At 62.2% G+C, this 19,383-nt stretch carries 17 protein-coding genes and 2 pseudogenes; 12 read left to right on the forward strand and 7 right to left on the reverse strand.

The window, feature by feature from the left end:
• Nucleotides 1–217, reverse strand: a 217-nt coding sequence (locus VJS90_RS19935; RefSeq protein ID WP_324123351.1) for a YajD family HNH nuclease, incomplete at its 3' end; no start/stop codon positions are given.
• A gap of 132 nt (nt 218–349) precedes the next feature.
• On the opposite strand from VJS90_RS19935, the gene VJS90_RS19940 reads away from it, so the two are divergent.
• On the forward strand, nt 350–631 hold the full coding sequence (locus tag VJS90_RS19940) for a hypothetical protein (protein ID WP_324123352.1): 282 nt from the start codon (nt 350–352) through the stop codon (nt 629–631).
• Between the two features lie 66 nt (nt 632–697).
• On the opposite strand, the gene VJS90_RS19945 is transcribed toward VJS90_RS19940, so the two are convergent.
• A complete protein-coding gene (locus VJS90_RS19945; RefSeq protein WP_324123353.1) occupies nt 698–2,773 on the reverse strand; it encodes a S9 family peptidase in 2,076 nt (691 codons plus the stop codon).
• A 104-nt stretch (nt 2,774–2,877) separates the two neighbouring features.
• On the opposite strand from VJS90_RS19945, the gene VJS90_RS19950 reads away from it, so the two are divergent.
• The 3 genes from VJS90_RS19950 to VJS90_RS19960 are packed head-to-tail and all read left to right on the forward strand — an operon-like array spanning nt 2,878 to nt 4,700.
• The gene (locus tag VJS90_RS19950; RefSeq protein WP_324123354.1) at nt 2,878–3,372 is read left to right on the forward strand and encodes an MFS transporter; all 495 of its coding nucleotides are present in this window, start codon (nt 2,878–2,880) and stop codon (nt 3,370–3,372) included.
• 14 nt (nt 3,373–3,386) lie between these two features.
• A complete protein-coding gene (locus VJS90_RS19955) occupies nt 3,387–4,160 on the forward strand; it encodes a class II glutamine amidotransferase (RefSeq protein WP_324123355.1) in 774 nt (257 codons plus the stop codon).
• A gap of 18 nt (nt 4,161–4,178) precedes the next feature.
• Complete coding sequence (locus VJS90_RS19960; protein WP_324123356.1) at nt 4,179–4,700, forward strand: DUF2937 family protein; 522 nt, start codon at nt 4,179–4,181, stop codon at nt 4,698–4,700.
• Nucleotides 4,701–4,723: 23 nt separating this feature from the next.
• On the opposite strand, the gene VJS90_RS19965 is transcribed toward VJS90_RS19960, so the two are convergent.
• The 3 genes from VJS90_RS19965 to VJS90_RS19975 form a co-directional block, all read right to left on the reverse strand.
• The gene (locus VJS90_RS19965; protein WP_324123357.1) at nt 4,724–5,902 is read right to left on the reverse strand and encodes a VWA domain-containing protein; all 1,179 of its coding nucleotides are present in this window, start codon (nt 5,900–5,902) and stop codon (nt 4,724–4,726) included.
• A gap of 13 nt (nt 5,903–5,915) precedes the next feature.
• Nucleotides 5,916–6,761: a MoxR family ATPase gene (locus tag VJS90_RS19970; protein WP_324123358.1), complete on the reverse strand. Its 846-nt coding sequence runs from the start codon at nt 6,759–6,761 to the stop codon at nt 5,916–5,918.
• Between the two features lie 76 nt (nt 6,762–6,837).
• The gene (locus VJS90_RS19975) at nt 6,838–7,911 is read right to left on the reverse strand and encodes a DUF748 domain-containing protein (protein ID WP_324123359.1); all 1,074 of its coding nucleotides are present in this window, start codon (nt 7,909–7,911) and stop codon (nt 6,838–6,840) included.
• Between the two features lie 127 nt (nt 7,912–8,038).
• Here VJS90_RS19975 and cysK point away from each other — a divergent pair, with 127 nt between their 5' ends.
• Nucleotides 8,039–9,013: a cysteine synthase A gene (gene cysK, locus VJS90_RS19980; RefSeq protein WP_324123360.1), complete on the forward strand. Its 975-nt coding sequence runs from the start codon at nt 8,039–8,041 to the stop codon at nt 9,011–9,013.
• A 172-nt stretch (nt 9,014–9,185) separates the two neighbouring features.
• Complete coding sequence (locus VJS90_RS19985; RefSeq protein WP_324123361.1) at nt 9,186–10,121, forward strand: aspartyl/asparaginyl beta-hydroxylase domain-containing protein; 936 nt, start codon at nt 9,186–9,188, stop codon at nt 10,119–10,121.
• 105 nt (nt 10,122–10,226) lie between these two features.
• On the opposite strand, the gene VJS90_RS19990 is transcribed toward VJS90_RS19985, so the two are convergent.
• A complete protein-coding gene (locus tag VJS90_RS19990; RefSeq protein WP_324123362.1) occupies nt 10,227–11,108 on the reverse strand; it encodes a DMT family transporter in 882 nt (293 codons plus the stop codon).
• A 148-nt stretch (nt 11,109–11,256) separates the two neighbouring features.
• On the opposite strand from VJS90_RS19990, the gene aceK reads away from it, so the two are divergent.
• The gene (aceK, locus tag VJS90_RS19995; protein ID WP_324123363.1) at nt 11,257–12,972 is read left to right on the forward strand and encodes a bifunctional isocitrate dehydrogenase kinase/phosphatase; all 1,716 of its coding nucleotides are present in this window, start codon (nt 11,257–11,259) and stop codon (nt 12,970–12,972) included.
• Between the two features lie 38 nt (nt 12,973–13,010).
• Here aceK and VJS90_RS20000 read toward each other — a convergent pair whose 3' ends face one another.
• Nucleotides 13,011–13,877, reverse strand: coding sequence for a DUF6279 family lipoprotein (locus tag VJS90_RS20000; RefSeq protein WP_324123364.1), 867 nt, complete (start codon nt 13,875–13,877; stop codon nt 13,011–13,013).
• 245 nt (nt 13,878–14,122) lie between these two features.
• On the opposite strand from VJS90_RS20000, the gene VJS90_RS20005 reads away from it, so the two are divergent.
• The 5 genes and pseudogenes from VJS90_RS20005 to VJS90_RS20020 all read left to right on the forward strand — a co-directional run.
• Nucleotides 14,123–15,421 (forward strand): winged helix-turn-helix domain-containing protein, encoded by a 1,299-nt coding sequence (locus VJS90_RS20005; protein WP_324123365.1) that lies wholly within the window; start codon nt 14,123–14,125, stop codon nt 15,419–15,421.
• Between the two features lie 196 nt (nt 15,422–15,617).
• Nucleotides 15,618–16,382 (forward strand): annotated as a pseudogene (locus VJS90_RS21900) (PAS domain-containing protein); the annotation flags it as partial.
• 195 nt (nt 16,383–16,577) lie between these two features.
• Nucleotides 16,578–16,940: pseudogene (locus VJS90_RS21905) on the forward strand (methyl-accepting chemotaxis protein); the annotation flags it as partial.
• A gap of 42 nt (nt 16,941–16,982) precedes the next feature.
• Entirely contained in the window at nt 16,983–19,073 is a 2,091-nt protein-coding gene (locus VJS90_RS20015) for a putative bifunctional diguanylate cyclase/phosphodiesterase (protein ID WP_324123367.1), read from the forward strand.
• Nucleotides 19,074–19,137: 64 nt separating this feature from the next.
• Nucleotides 19,138–19,383: S1-like domain-containing RNA-binding protein (locus tag VJS90_RS20020; protein WP_324123368.1), on the forward strand; the 246-nt coding region annotated here is incomplete at its 3' end.

Below are 19,383 nucleotides of genomic sequence, written 5' to 3' on the forward strand. Positions count from 1 at the left end.
TGGAGCCATCCTGCGGGTTGTTGTCGTGGTTGTGATCACGGTGGTGCACGGTCAGCTCGCTCAGGCGCTTGCCGGCGAACTCGCGGGCGCAGCGGCCGCACACGTGCGGGTACATCTTCAGGGCCTTGTCGCGATAGCCCATTTCCTTGTCGCGCTTGGCATCGGCGAGGATGCGGTCGAGGCGGGCGGTGGCGGCGGCATTGGAGGCCGAACTCATGGGAATTACCTTTTTCTGGTCTGGCTGATGACGGTTATACCGTTGAGTCTAGCGCGCCGTGGTGCACGGCGAACAGGCAAAAGCGCGCGGTTGCAGGTAGGCTGTGGGGACGTATCCGACAGGAGGCCGCGCATGCGCCTCGCAATTCTTGCCGCGCTGCTGCTTGCCGGGCTGCAGCCGGTGCTGGCTGCCGAGCTGCAGCCGCGCAGCATCGGCCCGGTGCCCGGCGCACCCGGTACGGCGACGCCTACGCCCTATCCGCAGATTACTCCGGTGACGCCGCCCAGGGCGGGAGACAGCAAGCCCGGGGCGCCCTTGCTTCCCCCGATTCCCGTGCCTGGGCCGCCGCGGGACCAGCCGTTGCCTGGCCTGCAGCAGGAGCAGGCCAAGCCCCGGCCCCGGGTTGACCGGTAGCGGTGCGTGGAGACAGCCAACCCGACCGCCAACTACCAGGGCTTGAGTCCATTGGTGTTCATCCGGTCAGCTTGAAGCCAGGCTGCCACGTTCCAGGATGCCCATCTCCCCAAACACAAACGCATACTCAAGCGCCACATCCCGCAACCCTTGATACCGTCCGCTCATGCCGCCATGGCCTGCACCCATTTCGGTCTTGAGCAGCAGCAGGTTGTCGTCGGTCTTGCGGGTGCGCAGACGGGCTACCCACTTGGCGGCCTCCCAGTACTGCACGCGGCTGTCGTTGTAGCCGGCGACCACCAGCAGGGCGGGATAGGCCTGGGCCTTGACGTTCTCGTACGGGGCGTAGGCCTTGATGCGCGCGTGCACGTCCGGCTCCTGGGGATTTCCCCACTCGTCGTACTCGGTGACGGTCAGCGGCAGTTCCGGGTCGAGCATCGTGTTGAGCACGTCGACGAACGGGACTTCGGCGATCGCCGCGCGGAACAGCTCCGGGCGCTGGTTGAGCACTGCGCCGATCAGCAGCCCCCCCGCGCTTCCGCCGCTGATCGCGAGGCGGTCAGCGGTGGTGACGCCCTCGGCGATCAGGTGCTCGGCGCAGGCGATGAAGTCATCGAAGGTGTTCTGCTTGTGCTCCTGCTTGCCAGCGCGGTACCAGGCCTCGCCCAGTTCGCCGCCACCGCGCACGTGGGCGATGGCGAATCCCACGCCACGCTCCAGCAGGCTCAGGCGGGCGTGGGAGAACCAGGGGTCGAGGCTCTCGCCATAGGCACCATAGCCATAGAGGTACAGCGGCACCGGCCGGTCGAGGTCGGTGCGTCGGCGCACCAGGCTGATCGGCACCTGGGTGCCATCGCCCGCCGTCGCCCACAGGCGCTGGCTGACATAGTCGTCGGCCTCGAACGGGCCCAGCACCGGGGTCTGCTTGAGCACGTGCTGGGCGCCGGTGTGCAGGTCGAGCTGGCGGACCTGGGCGGGACGGTTCAGCGACTCGTAGCGCAGGCGGATACGCGTGCTGGAAAACTCCAGGCTGTCTTGCACGTAAAGGCTGTAGGCGGCATCCGGCAGCTCCACGCGGTAGGCGGCCAGGCCTTGTGGGCGGACCTCGATGATCGGCAGGCCGCCCTCGCGCAGGCTCAGGCTGAGGGCGGTGGCGTTCAGGCTCAGGCCTTCGAGCATTACCGTGTCGCTGTGCGGTACCAGCACCTGCCACTGCGCGCGGGTCGGCACGTGGTCGGCCGGGGCGTGGAACAGGGCGAAGTTGATGCCGTCCTGGTTGCTGCGGATAAACCAGCGCCACTGGCCATCGAGCTGGCCGTGGTCGGCGAAGTATTCATGGCCTTCTACGCGCGGCGCCAGGCAGGTGAACTCAGCCTGCGGGGTCTCGGCATCCAGCACCCAGGCCTCGCTGGTGGTCTTGCTGTTGAGCAGCAGCACCAGCTGGCGTTCGGAGCTGGCGCGGTAGCAGTGCAGGAAGAAACGCCCGTCGGGCTCTTCGAACACCAGGTCGGCGCCGTCCTGGCCCAGGCGGTGGCGCATCAGGCGCCACGGACGATGGGTATCGTCGAGTTCGGCGAAGAACAGCGTCTGGCTGTCGTTGGCCCAGGTCATGCTGCCATCGCAGTCCTCGAAGGGCAGCTCGGTGATGGCGCCGCTGGCCAGGTCCTTGACGTACAGGGTGTAGACCTCATCACCCGTGGTATCAAGGCTGTAGGCGAGCAGGCGGTGGTCCTGGCTGATGCTGAACGTGCCGAGCGAGAGGAAGCCATGATTGGCCAAAGCGTTGGGGTCGAGCAGCAACTGCTCCTGTGCCTGATCGACGGTGTTGGAATCATCGGCCGGGCGAGGGCAGCGGTAGTGCCGGGGGTACTCGTCGCCCGCGGTGGTGCGGGTGTAGTACAGCCACGGGCCCCAAGGCGAAGGCAGCGACAGGTCGGTCTCGAGGATGCGCCCCTTGATCTCCTGGAACAGCTGCTCGCGCAGCGGCGCCTGGTCGGCCAGCAAGGCTTCCTGATAGGCGTTTTCCGCCTGCAGGTAGGCCAGCACCTCGGGTGTGTCACGGGCTTGCAGCCAGGCGTAGGGATCGGCCCCTTGGTCCTGGCGGGCGATCGGGGCTCGGTGAGCGGAGTTGTTGGCTGGCATGCGGGGTTCCTTGGCTGGAATTGCCACACGGGCTTTGATAAGGGCGCCTGTGCACGCAAAAGTGTTTATGATAAGCGCCTCTTTGCCTGGCTTGCACGAACACCATGACCGAGAACGATTACTTGCTGGCCTGGGGCCTTTACGCCGTCGCAGCACTGGGCTGCCTGTTGGTAGGCTTTCGTCTGACCCGCTGGATGTGGCGCTGGCTGCGCGAGCCCCTGCGCGTGGTGATGGCCGTGCTGCTGCTGACGCCGACGATCATCGACCCGGTCAAGGAGAGCTTCGCCCCGGCCATCGCCATCACGGCGCTGGACATGCTGTTCAAGGTGGGCAACAACGCCTGGCGCGCGGCGTCCGACCTTGCCATGTACGGCCTGATCGCATTCGGCCTGTATTTTGTCTTCGTCCTGCTGCGCTGGCCGTTCCTCAAGCGTGCCCGTGAGCGCCGTGAGCACGCCGAGGCCGCTGCCGCCCAGGACGCCGCCCAGGACGTGGTGGCGGATGAGCCCTTCGCGGCGGACCACCGTGACCGTTACCTTGAACCGCAGCCCGCGGCCCCGGGTGGCCCCGGCCGCGGCCGGGTCGAGCCCAGGTTGTAGGTTGGAGCCAAGCCATGTGTGAACTGCTCGGCATGAGTGCCAACGTCCCGACCGATATCGTCTTCAGTTTCACCGGCCTGATGCAACGCGGAGGTCGTACCGGCCCGCACCGTGACGGCTGGGGCATCGGCTTCTATGAAGGCCGTGGCCTGCGCCTGTTCCAGGACCCGGCCGCGAGCAGCGAGTCCGAGGTCGCCAACCTGGTGCAGCGGTATCCGATCAAGAGTGAAGTGGTCATCGGCCATATCCGCCAGGCCAACGTCGGCAAGGTCTGCCTGACCAACACTCATCCGTTCATGCGCGAACTCTGGGGCCGTAACTGGTGCTTCGCGCACAACGGTCAGATCGCCGATTTCAACGGGCAGGTCAGCTTCTATCGCCCGGTGGGCGATACCGACAGCGAAGCGGCGTTCTGCGACTTGCTCAATCGCGTGCGGTCAGCGTTTCCCGAGCCTGTCGAGGTCGAACAACTGCTACCGGTACTGGTCCAAGCATGTGACGAGTACCGCGGCAAGGGTGTGTTCAACTGCCTGTTCAGCGATGGCGACTGGCTGTTCTGCTTCTGCTCGACAAAGCTTGTGCACATCACCCGTCGCGCGCCATTCGGCCCGGCGCGGCTCAAGGACGTCGATGTGATCGTCGACTTCCAGGCCGAGACCACGCCCAATGACGTGGTCACGGTGATCGCCACCGAGCCGCTTACCGAAAACGAGACCTGGCACCGCTACACGCCAGGTCAATGGGCCCTCTGGCGGCATGGCGAATGCGTCGCCCAAGGGCAGAGCTGAAGCCAGGGAAGTCGCCTCATGTTCAGAAGTTACCTGCGGTTGCTGTTGTTCACCTTTGGCCTGCTGGCCGGCATCCAGGTCCCTGGCCTGATCACCGACTACACCCAGCGGGTGCAGGCGCACCTGCTGGAATCGCGTGAAGCCCTCAAGGGCTTCGAACAGACCGCCCAGCGGTTCTTCAATGGCGACCTGCAGGCCCTGGTGCGGCACTACCGCAGCAGCAACGACCCGGTGTTCAACAGCGATGCCAATAGCATCGAGAGCATCCTGGTGCGCAACCAGGCGTTCGAGCGCGAGTGGCAGATCCTCAAGGGGCCCTGGCTGGCCCGCACCTGGCATGTGCTGGTAACGCCGGATACGCAGCTTCGCGAGGAAACCCTCAAAGGCTACAGCTACCAGATCCTGCTGGTGCCCGAGGCGATTGCCTGGGGGCTGGGCTGCGGTCTGCTGCTGGCGCTGCTCATCGAAAGCCTGCTGATGCTGCTGGCCTGGGCCGCGCTCGGCGGGCGGCGCAAGGAAGTGAAGGAAAGCTGGCGCTAGGCGGGCCTGGTGAGGCAGAGCCGTCATTTCGACAGAAACTTCATCCCGTCTTCCAGCCCCTGCAACGTCAGGGGAAACATCCGCTGCTCCACCAGCTCCTGCACCAGGTGCGTCGATGCCGTGTAGCCCCAGGTGTCCTTGGGGTACGGATTGATCCAGATGAGCTTCCTGAATTTCTCCATGAACCGCTGCATCCAGACATACCCGGCCTCCTCGTTCCAGTGCTCGACGCTGCCGCCGGGCTGGGTGATCTCGTAGGGGGCCATCGCCGCGTCGCCTACGAAGACGACCTTGTAGTCGTCGCCGTACTTGTGCAGCAGGTCGAAGGTGGAGAAACGTTCGGAGGTGCGGCGCAGGTTGTTCTTCCACACCGACTCGTAGACGAAGTTGTGGAAGTAGTAGTACTCGAGGTGCTTGAACTCGGTCTTGCAGGCCGAGAACAGCTCTTCGCAGACCTTGACGTGGGCGTCCATCGAGCCGCCGATGTCGAACAGCAGCAGGAGCTTGATGGTGTTGCGCCGTTCGGGGCGCAGCTGGATGTTCAGCAGGCCGGCATCGCGAGCGGTGTGGTCGATGGTGCCCTCGATGTCCAGCTCGTCGGCCGCCCCCTGGCGGGCGAACTTGCGCAGGCGGCGCAGGGCCAGCTTGATGTTGCGGGTGCCGAGCTCCACCTGATCGTCGAGGTTCTTGTACTCGCGCTGGTCCCAGACCTTCACCGCCTTGCCTTGCCGCTTGCCGGCCTCGCCGACACGGATGCCCTCGGGGTTGTAGCCCCCTGAACCGAACGGGCTGGTGCCGCCTGTGCCGATCCACTTGTTGCCACCGGCGTGCCGTTCCTTCTGTTCTTCAAGACGCTTCTTGAACGCCTCGATCAGTTTGTCCAGCCCGCCCAGGGACTGGATCTGCGCGCGCTCCTCGTCGGTCAGCGAGCGCTCGAACTCCTTGCGTAGCCAATCGTCTGGAATCAGGGCTTCAAGGTGTCGATCCAGGTTTTCCAGGCCTTTGAAATAGGCGGAGAAGGCGCGGTCGAATTTGTCGAAATGCCGCTCGTCCTTCACCAGGATCGCGCGTGCCAGGTAGTAGAACGCGTCCATGTCGGCAAAGATGACCCGCTGCTGCAACGCGTTGAGCAGGTCGAGCAGCTCGCGCACGGACACCGGCACCTTGGCCGCGCGCATTTCATTGAACAGGTTGAGCAGCATGGCCCGGCCCCCGTCAGCGGTTGCCGCGCCGGCTCATGAACGCCAGGCGTTCAAGCAGCTGCACGTCTTGTTCGTTTTTCACCAGGGCGCCGGCCAACGGGGGGATCGCCTTGGTCGGATCGCGCTCGCGCAGCACGGCTTCGCCGATGTTGTCGGCCATCAGCAGCTTGAGCCAGTCGACCAGCTCTGAGGTGGAGGGCTTTTTCTTCAGGCCCGGCACCTTGCGCACATCGAAGAACACGTCCAGCGCCTCGCTGACCAGCGATTGCTTGATGGTCGGGTAGTGCACGTCGACGATCTGCTGGAGTGTCTGGCGGTCGGGGAAGGCGATGTAGTGGAAGAAGCAGCGGCGCAGGAAAGCGTCGGGCAGCTCTTTTTCGTTGTTCGAGGTAATGATGATGATCGGGCGGTGCCGCGCCTTGATGGTCTCGTCGGTCTCGTAGACGTAGAACTCCATCTTGTCGAGTTCTTGCAGCAGGTCGTTGGGAAACTCGATGTCGGCCTTGTCGATCTCGTCGATCAGCAGGACGACGCGTTCGTCGGCCTCGAAGGCTTCCCAGAGCTTGCCCTTCTTCAGGTAGTTGCGCACGTCGTGCACCTTGTCCACCCCTAGCTGCGAGTCACGCAGGCGGCTGACCGCGTCGTACTCGTACAGGCCCTGGTGGGCCTTGGTGGTGGACTTGATGTGCCAGGTGATCAGGCGGGCACCGAAGGAATCGGCCAGCTGTTCGGCGAGCATGGTCTTGCCAGTGCCCGGCTCACCCTTGACCAGCAGGGGACGCTCGAGGGTGATCGCCGCGTTGACGGCCAGTTTCAGGTCGTCTGTGGCGACATAGTCGCGGGTGCCTTCGAACTTCATGAACCGGTCCTCTGGAAAGGGCGCCGCAGGGCGGGCCTTGAGTATTGGAATTGTCATTGAGGACTATAGCGCGGCGTCAGTCGGACTTGGGTGATTCTTGTTCATAGCGGGCGCTGAACGCCTGGACGAATCCATTGCGCAGAATCTGCAAAAAGGCCTCGAAGGCGCTGATGTCGCTTTTGTGCACGCTGCCGCTGAGTTCGACGCGGGTGGCGAACTGGTTCTTGCGCTGGTTCTTGAGCACGGTTTCGGTGGTCCCGACCACGGCCTCCCAGATCGAACGGAAGAAACCCTTGTCCTCGTCCTTGACGTCCTGCTGCCAGTTGAACACGTCCACGTCGCGCAACAGGGGCTTGATATAACCGCTGAGCTGGGCATTCCTGGCCTGGGCCTCGATCACCACGTCGCCGTGGCCGGCATTGAAGTCGAACTTGCCGTAGGCGCTGGCGAAGTCGTTGAGGCGGCGCAGCTGGATGCCGCTGGCGCGCAGGCGGAATTCGAAGTCCTCGAACTCGCTGAACGGGTCGAAGGTAGCGCGGCTCTCGACCTTGGCGTCGCCGAGCATGCGCGCGGTGGCTTCGAAGCTGGCATCGCGGCGACCCTCGACATCCTTGACGTTGGTCAGGTTGCGGATGCTGGCCTGCAGGTCAGTGGCCTTGAGGTCGACCTTGGGCCTTGAGTTGAAGTTGCGGAAGGTCAGGGTGCCATCGTCGATGCGCACCTCGTCGAGCGTGATGGGCAGCAGCTTGTCCAGCTGCTGGCGCCAGTCGGTGCCCTGACCGGTCTGCGAGGCCTGCTTGCTGCCGCCGTCGACGAAGTTCAGCACGGGTTTGAGGAACGCCACCTTGGCGACCACCGCGTGGTCGTACCACAGCGCGTGCCAGCTTACCGACAGGTCGATCAGCGGCGCCTGCACGAACGGCACGGGCACCTTGCCGGTGGTCTTGACGATTTCCAGGCCGTTGATCTTGTAGGCGCCGCGCCACCATGCGAGATCGACGTCGGTGACCTGGCCACGGTAGTCGCCCATGTCGGCAAGCCGGTCATTGAGGTAGTCGCGCACCAGAATGGGCAGCGCCAGGTGCAGCGCGACCAGCAGCACGATGAGGCTTGCCAGGCCGATCAAGGGCCAGCTGTAGCGGCGTTTCATGGACGGTTCTCCTGCGGGTGACCGATCGGTTGACCCTCGTCTACGCCGGGGAGTTCGACGGGGTAGACGACCTCTCGCGGCAGGCTTACCCTTTGGTTTTTCCGCACGGTGTATAGGAACCCCTGACATGAGCCGTATCTTTGCTGACAACGCGCACTCCATCGGCAACACGCCGCTGGTGCAGATCAACCGCATCGCCCCGCGCGGCGTGACCATCCTGGCCAAGATCGAAGGGCGCAACCCTGGCTACTCGGTCAAGTGCCGGATCGGGGCGAACATGATCTGGGACGCCGAAGGCAGCGGCAAGCTCAAGCCGGGCATGACCATTGTCGAGCCGACCTCGGGCAACACCGGCATCGGCCTCGCGTTTGTCGCCGCCGCGCGCGGCTACAAGCTGATGCTGACCATGCCGGCCTCGATGAGCCTGGAACGGCGCAAGGTGCTCAAGGCGCTCGGTGCCGAACTGGTGCTGACCGACCCGGCCAAAGGCATGAAGGGCGCGATCGACAAGGCCGCCGAGATCGTGGCCAGTGATACGGCGCAGTACTTCATGCCTGGCCAGTTCGAGAATCCCGCCAACCCGGCGATCCACGAAAAGACCACCGGTCCTGAAATCTGGAACGACACCGACGGGGCGGTGGACGTGCTGGTGGCCGGCGTGGGTACCGGTGGCACCATCACCGGCGTGTCGCGCTATATCAAAAACACCCAGGGCAAGTCGATTCTGGCTGTGGCGGTCGAGCCGGAGACGTCGCCGCTGATCACCCAGACCCTCGCGGGCCAGGAGCTCAAGCCCAGCCCGCACAAGATCCAGGGCATCGGCGCAGGCTTCGTGCCCAAGAACCTTGACCTGGCGGTGGTCGATCAGGTCGAGACCGTGAGCGACGAAGAATCCAAGGCCATGGCCCTGCGCCTGATGCAGGAGGAGGGCATTCTCTGCGGTATCTCCTGTGGCGCAGCCATGGCGGCCGCCGTGCGTCTGGCCGAGAAACCCGAGATGCAAGGCAAGACCATCGTGGTGATCCTGCCTGATTCGGGCGAGCGCTACCTGTCGAGCATGCTCTTCGCCGATCTGTTCACCGACCAGGAAATCCAGCAGTAAGCGCTGGACTGCTGACCCGGCGCAAGGCAGGGCGCAGGGCTTTATTGCACGATCTTCAACACTGCTGTCCGGCGCCGGCTGTTTTTACCGGCGCTGGATGGGTTTATCATAGCCGGCTGATTTCGTATGCAGGCAGGCTGTGATGGCCTGATCCCTATTCAAGGAGTGTTGCATGACCTTTTCCTTTGTCGCCAAGGCGGGCGTGCTGCTGTTGTTCATCGGCAGTGTCTTGTTCGTGCATCTGCGCGGCAAGGCGCGTTTGCCGGTGTTGCGCCAGTTCGTCAACCATTCGGCGCTGTTCGCACCGTATAACGCCCTCATGTACCTGTTTTCCGGTGTGCCGTCCAAGCCGTACCTCGACCGCACGCGCTTCCCTGAGCTCGACGTGCTCAAGGACAACTGGCAGGAAATTCGCGAGGAGGCCATGCGCCTGTTCGACGAGGGTTACATCCGCGCCGCCGAGAAGGACAATGACGCGGGTTTCGGGTCGTTCTTCAAGAAAGGCTGGAAGCGCTTTTACCTGAAGTGGTACGACAAACCGCTGCCTTCGGCCGAGGCGCTGTGCCCCCGGACCGTTGAACTGGTCAGCCGCATTCCCAACGTCAAGGGCGCGATGTTTGCCTTGCTGCCCGGCGGCAGCCACCTGAACCCGCACCGTGACCCGTTCGCCGGCTCCCTGCGCTATCACCTGGGGTTGTCCACGCCCAATTCCGACGACTGCCGCATCTATGTCGACGGCCAGGTGTATGCCTGGCGGGACGGCGAGGACGTGATGTTCGACGAGACCTATGTGCACTGGGTCAAGAACGAGACCGACGTTACTCGCGTGATTCTGTTCTGCGACGTCGAGCGTCCGTTGACCAGTCCGTTCATGACCCGTGTCAACCGCAAGGTCAGTGCCTTCCTTGGCCGCGCGACCGCGCCGCAGAATACCGATGACGAGCGTGTGGGCGGCATCAACCAGGCGTATGCCTGGAGCAAGCGGTTCAGCAATGTGATCAGCAGCCGGGTCAAGACCTTCAAGCGCGCCAACCCCAAGGCCTACCGCGTGTTGCGGCCGGTGCTGGCGGTGGTGGTGGCGTATCTGCTGTATCGCTGGTTGTTCTGAGGATACGGGTCCTGTCCCTGTGGGCGCGTGCCTTGTGCCGCGATCGGACCCGCAGGGGCCGCAAAACCGGTATCCCCATTCTGTCTGCCTGACCTGATCCCCGCCCTATCTCACCGGCCGCGCCGGCTTCAACACCAGCCACAACGCCGCGGCAATCATCAGCCCGCCGTAAAGGTGCGCCATCGACAGCGGCTCATCCAGCAACCAGGCCCCCCACAGCACGCCAAACGCGGGAATCATGAACGTCACGGTGCTGGCCTTGACCGGGCCGATCTCGCTGAGCAGCCGGAAGTACAAGATGTACGCAAAGGCCGTGCACACCAGCCCCAGTCCCAGCAGCGACCCCCACACCGGCCAGCCGCCCCAGCTGGCCGGTGGCTCGGTCACGGCGCTCCAGATGAACAGCGGCGTCAACAGCAAGGTCGCGCCGAGCATGCTGCCCAGCGCGGACAGGCGACTGTCCAGGCCATCGACCCAACGGCGTGCGAGAAACCCGGCGAAGCCGTAGCAGGTGGTGGCCGCCAGGCACGCCAGCGCCCCTTGCACCAACGCCATGTCCAGAGCCACCGGTCCCGCGCCACTGAGGATGCCTACCCCGAACAGGCCGAGGAAAATACCGCAGAGCTTGGCGATGGTCATCGGCTCGCGGAAGAACAAGACGCCGATCAGTACGCCCATCAGCGGCGTGGTGGCGTTGAAAATCGCCGAATAGCCGGCCGGCAGCACCTGCGCCGCCACCGAATAGAAGGTCGCCGGAATCCCCGAGTTGATCATCCCCAGCAGCAGGCAGGCACCCAGCTTGCCCTTGAAGTCCCAGCGCACCCGCATTACCGCCAGCATCACCATCAGCCCCAGGCAGGCGATCGAAACCCGGAAAAACGCGGTCGGCACGGTGCCGATCACCGGCGCGATGATGCGCATGAACAGGAAGCTGGCGCCCCACACAGCGGCGAGGGTCAGCAGGCGGGTAAAGGCAATGGGGCTCACGCAAGTCTCCGGCAACAAGGGCAGGGCGCGAGTGTACGCCACCTCGCGCACAGGCTTCTTGTGCTTTCTTGCGCTGCATCGTGACTGGCGCAGCTACCCGCCCGCTGACTAAGCTCAGCACCTGATCCCTTGCGCAGAGGTGCTGCTTATGCCCCCGTCATGGCCGGCGGCCGACATCGCCCGGATGATCCTCGACGCGTTCGACGACTACCGCGAGCACTTCCGGCAGATCACCATCGGCGCCCGCGAGCGCTTCGAGCAGGCACGCTGGCAGGAGATCCAGCACGCGGCGGCCGCGCGGATCAATCTCTATGAAGAGAAGGTCGGCGAGGCAGGCCATGGGTTGCGCCAGGGTTTCGATGAGACCGTACTGTTCGACGTGAGCCAGTGGCCGCTGGTCAAGAGCGCCTATATCGACCTCATCGACCCGCGCCTGGACGATGAACTGTCGGAAACCTGGTACAACTCGATTTTCTGCAACCTGTTCCACCATGACTTGATCAGTGATGGCTGCATGTTCATCCATACCACCCGGCCCTCGCTGCGCCCCCACCAGCGCGCGGCCCAGACACGCACCTACCGCCCGCAAGGCAAGCTGTCCTGGCTTCTGCGGCAGATTTTCGCCGACTACGGCTTCAGCGTGGCGTACGCGGACCTTGAAGGCGACCTGGCACGTCTGCAGACGCAACTGCGCGAGAGCCTGCCTGACTGGGTGTGCAAGGACCCGAACCTGACCGTGGAGCTGTTCCGGCCGGTTCTCTACCGCAACAAGGGCGCCTACCTGGTAGGGCGGCTGTACACGCTGGACGAGCAATGGCCGCTGGTGATCCCGCTGCTGCACCGCGAAGGTCATGGTATCGAGATCGACGCGTTGATCACCGACGAGGCGCAGGTGTCGATCATCTTCTCGTTCACCCGCTCCTACTTCATGGTCGATGTGCCGGCGCCGGCCGAGTTCGTCGGCTTTCTCAAGCGCATCCTGCCCGCCAAGCATATCGCCGAGCTGTATACCTCGATCGGTTTCTACAAGCAGGGCAAATCGGAATTCTACCGCGCGCTGATCAATCACCTGGCGGCCACCGATGACCGCTTCATCATGGCCCCTGGCGTGCGCGGCATGGTGATGACCGTGTTCACGCTGCCGGGCTTCAACACCGTGTTCAAGCTCATAAAGGACCGCTTCTCGCCCTCCAAGACGGTGGACCGCGCGACGGTCATCGAAAAATACCGGCTGGTGAAGAGCGTCGACCGGGTAGGGCGCATGGCCGATACCCAGGAGTTCGCCGACTTTCGCTTTCCACTCGACAAGTTCGAGCCCGAGTGCCTGGCCGAGCTGCTGGAGGTGGCGCCCTCAACCGTCAGCGTGGAGGGTGAGACGGTGCTGGTCCGCCACTGCTGGACCGAGCGCCGCATGACGCCGCTGAACCTGTACCTGGAGCAGGCGAGTGAAGGCCAGGTGCTCGAAGCGCTGGAGGATTATGGGCTGGCGATCAAGCAACTGGCGGCAGCGAATATCTTCCCGGGCGACATGCTGCTCAAGAATTTCGGTGTCACCCGCCATGGCCGGGTGGTGTTCTATGACTATGACGAGATCAGTTTCCTGACCGAGGTCAATTTCCGTCATATCCCGCCTGCCCGGTACCCCGAGGACGAGCTGTCAGGCGAGCCCTGGTATTCGATCGGACCGCATGACGTGTTTCCCGAGGAATTCCCGCCGTTTCTGTTTGCCGACATGGCGCAGCGCCGGCTTTTCAGCCGGCTGCACGGTGAGCTGTATGACGCGGATTACTGGAAAGGGCTGCAGGCCGCGATCCGCGAGGGGAAGGTGATCGATGTGTTTCCGTACCGGCGCAAGCAGCGATGAAGACATGCCTGCCCGCGCAGGCACTTTTCGTACAAAGCCTAGCGCTTGAGGCACTTCATCTGGCTGAAATCAGTCCTGACCTTGGCTAGCCGATCCTGCAGGAACTGACGCTGCGCCGGGCTGCTCTGGCGCATCAGGTCGACCAGCAGGCCACGCGCCTGGGCTTCGGTGTTCTGGAAGGCGGCGCGGTACTCTGGTGTCCACAAACGCTCCTTCTGCTGCAGCAGTTGCGCCAGGCGTGGCGCGAAGCTGGCGTCCTGGCGCTGGTCCATGGCCAGGCTCAGCTGTTGCTGCCAGTGGGCGCGGTTGGCGATCCACTGGCGATTCTGTTCGCCAAGGGCTTGCGACCAGACGCTCACGCGCACGCGCTGCTCGGCGTTGAGCTCGCCGAACCAGGGCTTGAGGCGCTTTTCCATGCGTTCGGCGCGTTTTTCGATCTGGCGCGCCAGTGGGGTATCCACGTACTCGGCCTGGCGCTTGCGAATGTCCTCGCTGAACGCCTCGCGCATTTCCCGTACCTGCTGATCGTCCATGCCGCGCAGCAGCTCGATGGCCGACGGGGTGACCTCCGCTGTCACACGGCCGATGGCGTCGCGGGCTTCAGCGGTGCGTTGCTGCAACTGCTGGTCGGTGACGTCGTCCTCGGCCACCATCTGGCGGATCTGGTCGAGCCAGGCCAGGTAGCCGGGCAGCTGGGTCTGGCAATGCCAGGCGAGGTGCTGCTTGAGCCGCTCGTCGAGCCAGTTCTTCTGCTCGCGGTTCATGTCCAGGTAGTCGCCCAGGGACCAGGGCACCAGCACGTCGAGGTTGCGGTAGGCCAGGTCGATGCGGCTACACGCCACCATCACAAGCGCTGCGGCGGTCAGCAGCAGGGCACGCAGGACTTTGGACAGGCTGAGCGACATGAGCGAATCCTTGCAAGGGCTGGCCTGTTTGTAGACGCGGGAAGGCTGCGGCGGTTCCGCAGATGTGCGGCCCGGCAATTCATGAACATTCGTGGTGCACCTGCCAAACCTGATGATCGGACAACCAGGGTTGAGCTGGCGGGCACTTGCGCCGGGCATGGGTTACTGATCGGGTAGCGGGGGGCAACAGGGAGTTGGTATATAGTGTTATCGGAAAACGCACATGTTCAAGCAGGTAGGTGAAAGTGATTTCTCCCAAGGAACTGGGCCTTGAGGCCGGAGAGGACGGGGATGTATTCCTGAATCAGTCACCCTTGAAGCTCGCTCCAAAAGAGCGGGCTGTTCTGCACATGCTCATCAGGAGTTGGCCGGCCGCGGTCTCCAAGGCCTCGTTCGCAACTCATATCTGGAAGGGCGCGATGTCCGATGAAAGTCTGGTTCGAAGTGTCGCGCAGATACGCCAGGCATTGACCGTAGCCAAGCGGATAAAAGTTGTTGCGCTATATGGCAAGGGCTATCAGTTACAGATTATTTCCATTGAGTCTTCCCGGTCTGAAGGGACTGCGATGGACAATGGCTATTTTGGGGATGCTCTTGCGGAGTCAAAAACAGCAGAAGCTGTCAGGCACTCGAAAAACCTGATCCATCAGCGCACCACCTCGGCCATGCAACGGGCAGAGACGCTGTTGCGCAGGATCATCGTGGAGCAGCCGGAGTGCCAGCCAGCAAGGCGTGCGTTCGCAGAGTGCATATCGGCCCAGGTCAGTTGTGAATGGGGCTTGAGAAGAAGCAATATCCAGGAGGCATTGGACGTCCTGGAGAAAATCCCTAAAGCCTTTCGCCCGGGCTCGGGTTATTACAGTGAGAAGGCCCATCTTCTTGATTGCGCCTGGGAGTTTGACGAGGCGCTCCTCTATCATGCCCAGGCCAGGGAGTTCGAGCAGCGTGATCCGGCGACGCATTATCACTACGGATGGCATCTTCTCGCGCGCGATGAACCGTTGCGCGCCATCGAGGCGCTGGATACCGCCTGTGACCTTGTACCCTTCTCTCCCGCATTGTCGATAATGCTGGCGCGGGCTTGTACATTTACCGGGCAGACGGACAAGGGCATGGCGATCATGAGGCAGGCGGTGATCGATCATCCCGGTAATGCCATGGTCTATGTCTACGCGCTGACATACGAGTCTCTCATGGAGCCTGGCGAAGATCTCGCGGCCAGGTTGCTGGAGCTTGGCGAGAGAGATCTGGCCTGGAGCTTCGCGCCCTCATCGGTGGTATACGCCTTGGCCCGATGCGGAGAAATGGACAGGGCGCAATCGCTGCTCGATGCCCACGTCCATCACAACCCGAGCATGAGAGCGACGTTCACCTCAGGGATGCTTCTGTTGGGCAAGGTCGACGAGGCGCTCAACTACCTGTCGGAAGCCGCCGCCCTGGGTTGCGGCTTTTTGCCGATCTCTCTGCGTTCTCCCGAAAATCAAGGCCTGGCGGACCATCAGGCGTACCAGCGGATTGTTGCAAAGGTGTTTGCCCGTCTCTGAGAACGCCCGCCCCGCGGCACGCGCATAGCCAGGGCCGAGGGTGTGCTTTCATCATAATTTCGTCAGGATTTTGGTCGTGATGCCATTTTACCATCGCGGTAGGGGTTCACTTCCACGCCTGAACATGCGCGATCAATCCACAGGCTCCAAGGGTTGAGACGGTCGCATCACTAGGGCATCAACCGGTGCGCTACGTATGTTTCTTCGAAAGTCATCTCATGTCCGCAAGATAACCAGCCTGCATGATCAATATGGCGATGTGCTCAGGTTGCTACAGGCTGTGAAATCCCAGATGGCGATGATCGAACTATCGCCTCAGGGCGAAATCATCGACGCCAACCCGATCTTTCTTGATGTGTTGGGCTATAGGCCAGAGGAAGTACGTGGCAAACATCACCTGCTGTTTTGCACCCCGGAATATTCTGCCAGCGCGGAATATAAAGCGTTCTGGGCAAGGCTGGCGCGTGGGGAAACCTTCAGTGACCGTTTCAAGAGGGTTCACAGCAACGGTCAGGAGGTCTGGCTGGAGGCGAGCTATATTCCGGTCATGGATGAACAGAATACCGTCGTGAAAGTGGTGAAGGTCGCGACGGACATCACGCGTCTTGTGCAGGAGGAAAATGCGAATCGAAGCCTGATTGAAGCGCTTGACCGCTCGATGGCGGTCATCAAGTTCGATACCTCTGGGGTTGTTGTTTCCGCCAATCAGAACTTTCTCCAGGCAACGGGTTACAGCATGCGTGAAATACTGGGTCGTCATCACCGGATGTTCTGCAGTCCAGGGTATGCCGGCAGTGCGGAATACGCGGGATTCTGGAACGCCCTGCGCGCCGGTGAATATACCTCCGGGTTGTTCAGCCGAATCAACAAGGCGGGCGAGGAGATCTGGTTGAATGCGACTTACACACCACTGTTCGATGCCAGTGGACAATTGTCTGGCGTGATAAAGGTTGCCAGCGACGAGACCATACAGGTCAGGCAACGCGCCAAGGAGACGGCTGCCGCGAAGTTGGCCTATGAGACCTCGCTCAGTACCGACAGCGTGACCCTGTCGGGGAAGGGGGCGGTCACTAATGCGATCGATATCGTGCATTCACTGGCGACGGACATGCGTGATGCATCGGCTCGCTTCGTTGACCTGAACGAGCAGTCTGAAACCATCAAAGGGATGGTCAGCGATATCAAGGACATAGCAGGGCAGACCAATCTGCTTGCCCTGAACGCGGCGATCGAGGCAGCGCGTGCGGGCGACCAGGGTCGAGGATTCGCCATTGTGGCGAGCGAAGTCCGAAACCTGGCCTCCAGAACAGACAAGGCGGCTTCCGAGATCGTGAACCGGGTGGACAGGAACTGCCAACTGGCGCAGGAGGCTGTGCAGCAGATGCTGGACAGCAGAACCAAGGCCGAGGAAGGCGCGCGGTTAACCGCGCAACTGGGTCAGGTCATTGATGAGATTCATCAAGGCGCGCACACGGTGGTGGGCGCCATGAGTGCATTCTCATCACTGTATTCCAGATGACTCAAGCCTCGAACCCGTGTCTGTCTGATTGAGAGTTCTCCCATGTTGACGAGTTCATACGACCCGCTTCTCGTGGCCTTTTCCATCATCGTTGCGATCCTGGCGTCCTATACAGCGCTGGATATGGCGGGCCGTATCGCATCAACGTCCGGGCATTACGCCAGGACGTGGCTCGCGGGCGGCGCATTCGCGATGGGCTTGGGTGTCTGGTCGATGCACTTCGTCGGGATGCTGGCGTTCAGCTTGCCTATCTCTCTTGGCTACGACCTGCTGCTGACCTTCTGCTCGCTGCTCATGGCAATCGGCGCTTCGGCTTTTGCCCTGTGGTCGGTCTGCAGGCTTCACCTGTCACCGGCGCGCCTGGCGTGGGGGTCTGTTCCCATGGGGGGCGGCATTTGCGCGATGCACTATGTCGGCATGGCCGCGATGAAGATGGAACCCGGCATCGTCTACGACTGGGGCCTGGTGTTGCTCTCGGCCCTGATCGCGGTCATCGCGTCCGCCAGCGCCCTGTGGATCGCCTTTCAGCTAAAGAATCACACGAAAAACATCTTTCTTCGCAGGGCGGCGGCAGCGGTTGTAATGGGCAGTGCCATCGTTGGCATGCATTACACGGGCATGGCGGCCGCCGGATTTCCGGATAACAGTTTTTGCGGCGCGGCCAATCAGGGCATCAGCATTGGCTGGTTGGCGGTGCTTGTCATTGTCGTGACGCTTTTCGTGATTGGTATCGCGCTTATCATTTCGGTGCTGGACATGAAAATGGAGCAGCGCACCCGGACCCTCTCCACCTCGCTCGACCTGGCGAACAGCGAGCTGCTTGAACTGGCACTGCATGACCCGCTGACCAGACTTTCGAACCGAACGATGCTCAACGAAAAGATTGACCAGGCCATCAAGTCAGCGGTGCGCCAGGGTGAAAAGTTTGCGGTGCTGTTTCTCGACCTTGATGGTTTCAAGGCCATCAATGACGTCTATGGCCATCATCTGGGTGACCAGTTGCTCGTCCTGGTTGCAAGCCGGCTCCGCCATGCCGTGCGCGAAGACGACACCATTGCCCGCGTGGGCGGGGATGAGTTCGTCATCATGGCCAGGATCACGGCTGCCAGCGATGCGGCAAGGATATCTTCCAAGCTTGTCGCGACGATTCAGGCGCCCTACCGGATTTCCCAGCATGAGTTGACCATTACCGCGAGTATCGGCATCGCCCTCTATCCTGATGACGCCCAGGACCGGCACGAGCTTCTGGTGCATGCCGACGCGGCGATGTATCACGCCAAGGAGCATGGCCGAAATGGGTTCTACTTCTTCGAGGCCTCGATGAACGCGAATGCACAGCAGCATTTGCTGGTGCTTCAGGAATTGCGCCTGGCCATCGACCGAAATGAGCTGGAACTCCATTACCAGCCAAAATTCGCGGCGCCAACCGGCCCGATCATCGGGACCGAGGCGTTATTGAGGTGGCGGCACCCCGTGCGCGGTCTGATCCCGCCGATGGAGTTTCTGCCGCTCGCGGAAAAAACCGGCGTCATCATTCCCATCGGCAACTGGGTGCTCGACCAGGCCTGCCGCCAGTTGCGCAGCTGGCACGATAGCGGCTTCAACACCTGGAGCATCGCGGTCAACCTGTCCGCCGTCCAGTTTTCTCATCCCGGGCTGCTGCCCAGTATCGAACGTGCGCTGCTGACCCACAATGTGGAGCCACGGTACCTGACCCTGGAGGTGACGGAATCCACGGCCATGAAAGACATCGCTTCGAGTCTGAAGATTCTCGACCGGATTTCAGCGATGGGGGTATGTATTTCCATTGATGACTTCGGCACGGGGCATTCGAGCCTGATGTACCTGAAAAAGCTTCCGGCCAAGGAGCTGAAAATCGATAAAGGCTTTTTGCACAATCTGTCAGACAGCAGAGAAGATACGGTCATCATCTCCAAGATTGTCGAGCTCGGGCAGCTATTGGGCATGAAGGTGGTCGCCGAAGGTGTCGAGACAGTCGAGCAGCAGACGCTGCTGACAAGCCTTGGTTGCGATACATTGCAAGGGTTTCTGCTTGGCCACCCGGTCACCGCCGAGCAGATTGTGTCCCAGGCGCGACGCGGCGTGACCACTGATTTGTGGCGCAGGGCGTAATGGTCTTTGACACCAGGCTGTCGGTGTCTGGAAAATAGCCCCCTTGTGATGAGGATTTCTGGTTATGGCTCTTGTCGGGCGTTACAACAGTTTGCAAATCGTTAAGCATACGGACTTCGGTCTGTACCTGGACGGCGGGGCCGATGGCGAGATCCTCCTGCCCAACCGTTATATTCCCAAGGACGAGCCGACCGAGGTCGAGGACTGGCTCAACGTCTTTGTCTATCTCGACAGCGAAGACAAACTGATCGCCACGACCGAGAAGTCCAAGCTGCAGGTGGGCGAATTCGCCAGTCTCAAGGTCAAGGAC

The organism is Pseudomonas sp. (genome assembly GCF_035277045.1).
Classification (GTDB): domain Bacteria; phylum Pseudomonadota; class Gammaproteobacteria; order Pseudomonadales; family Pseudomonadaceae; genus Aquipseudomonas.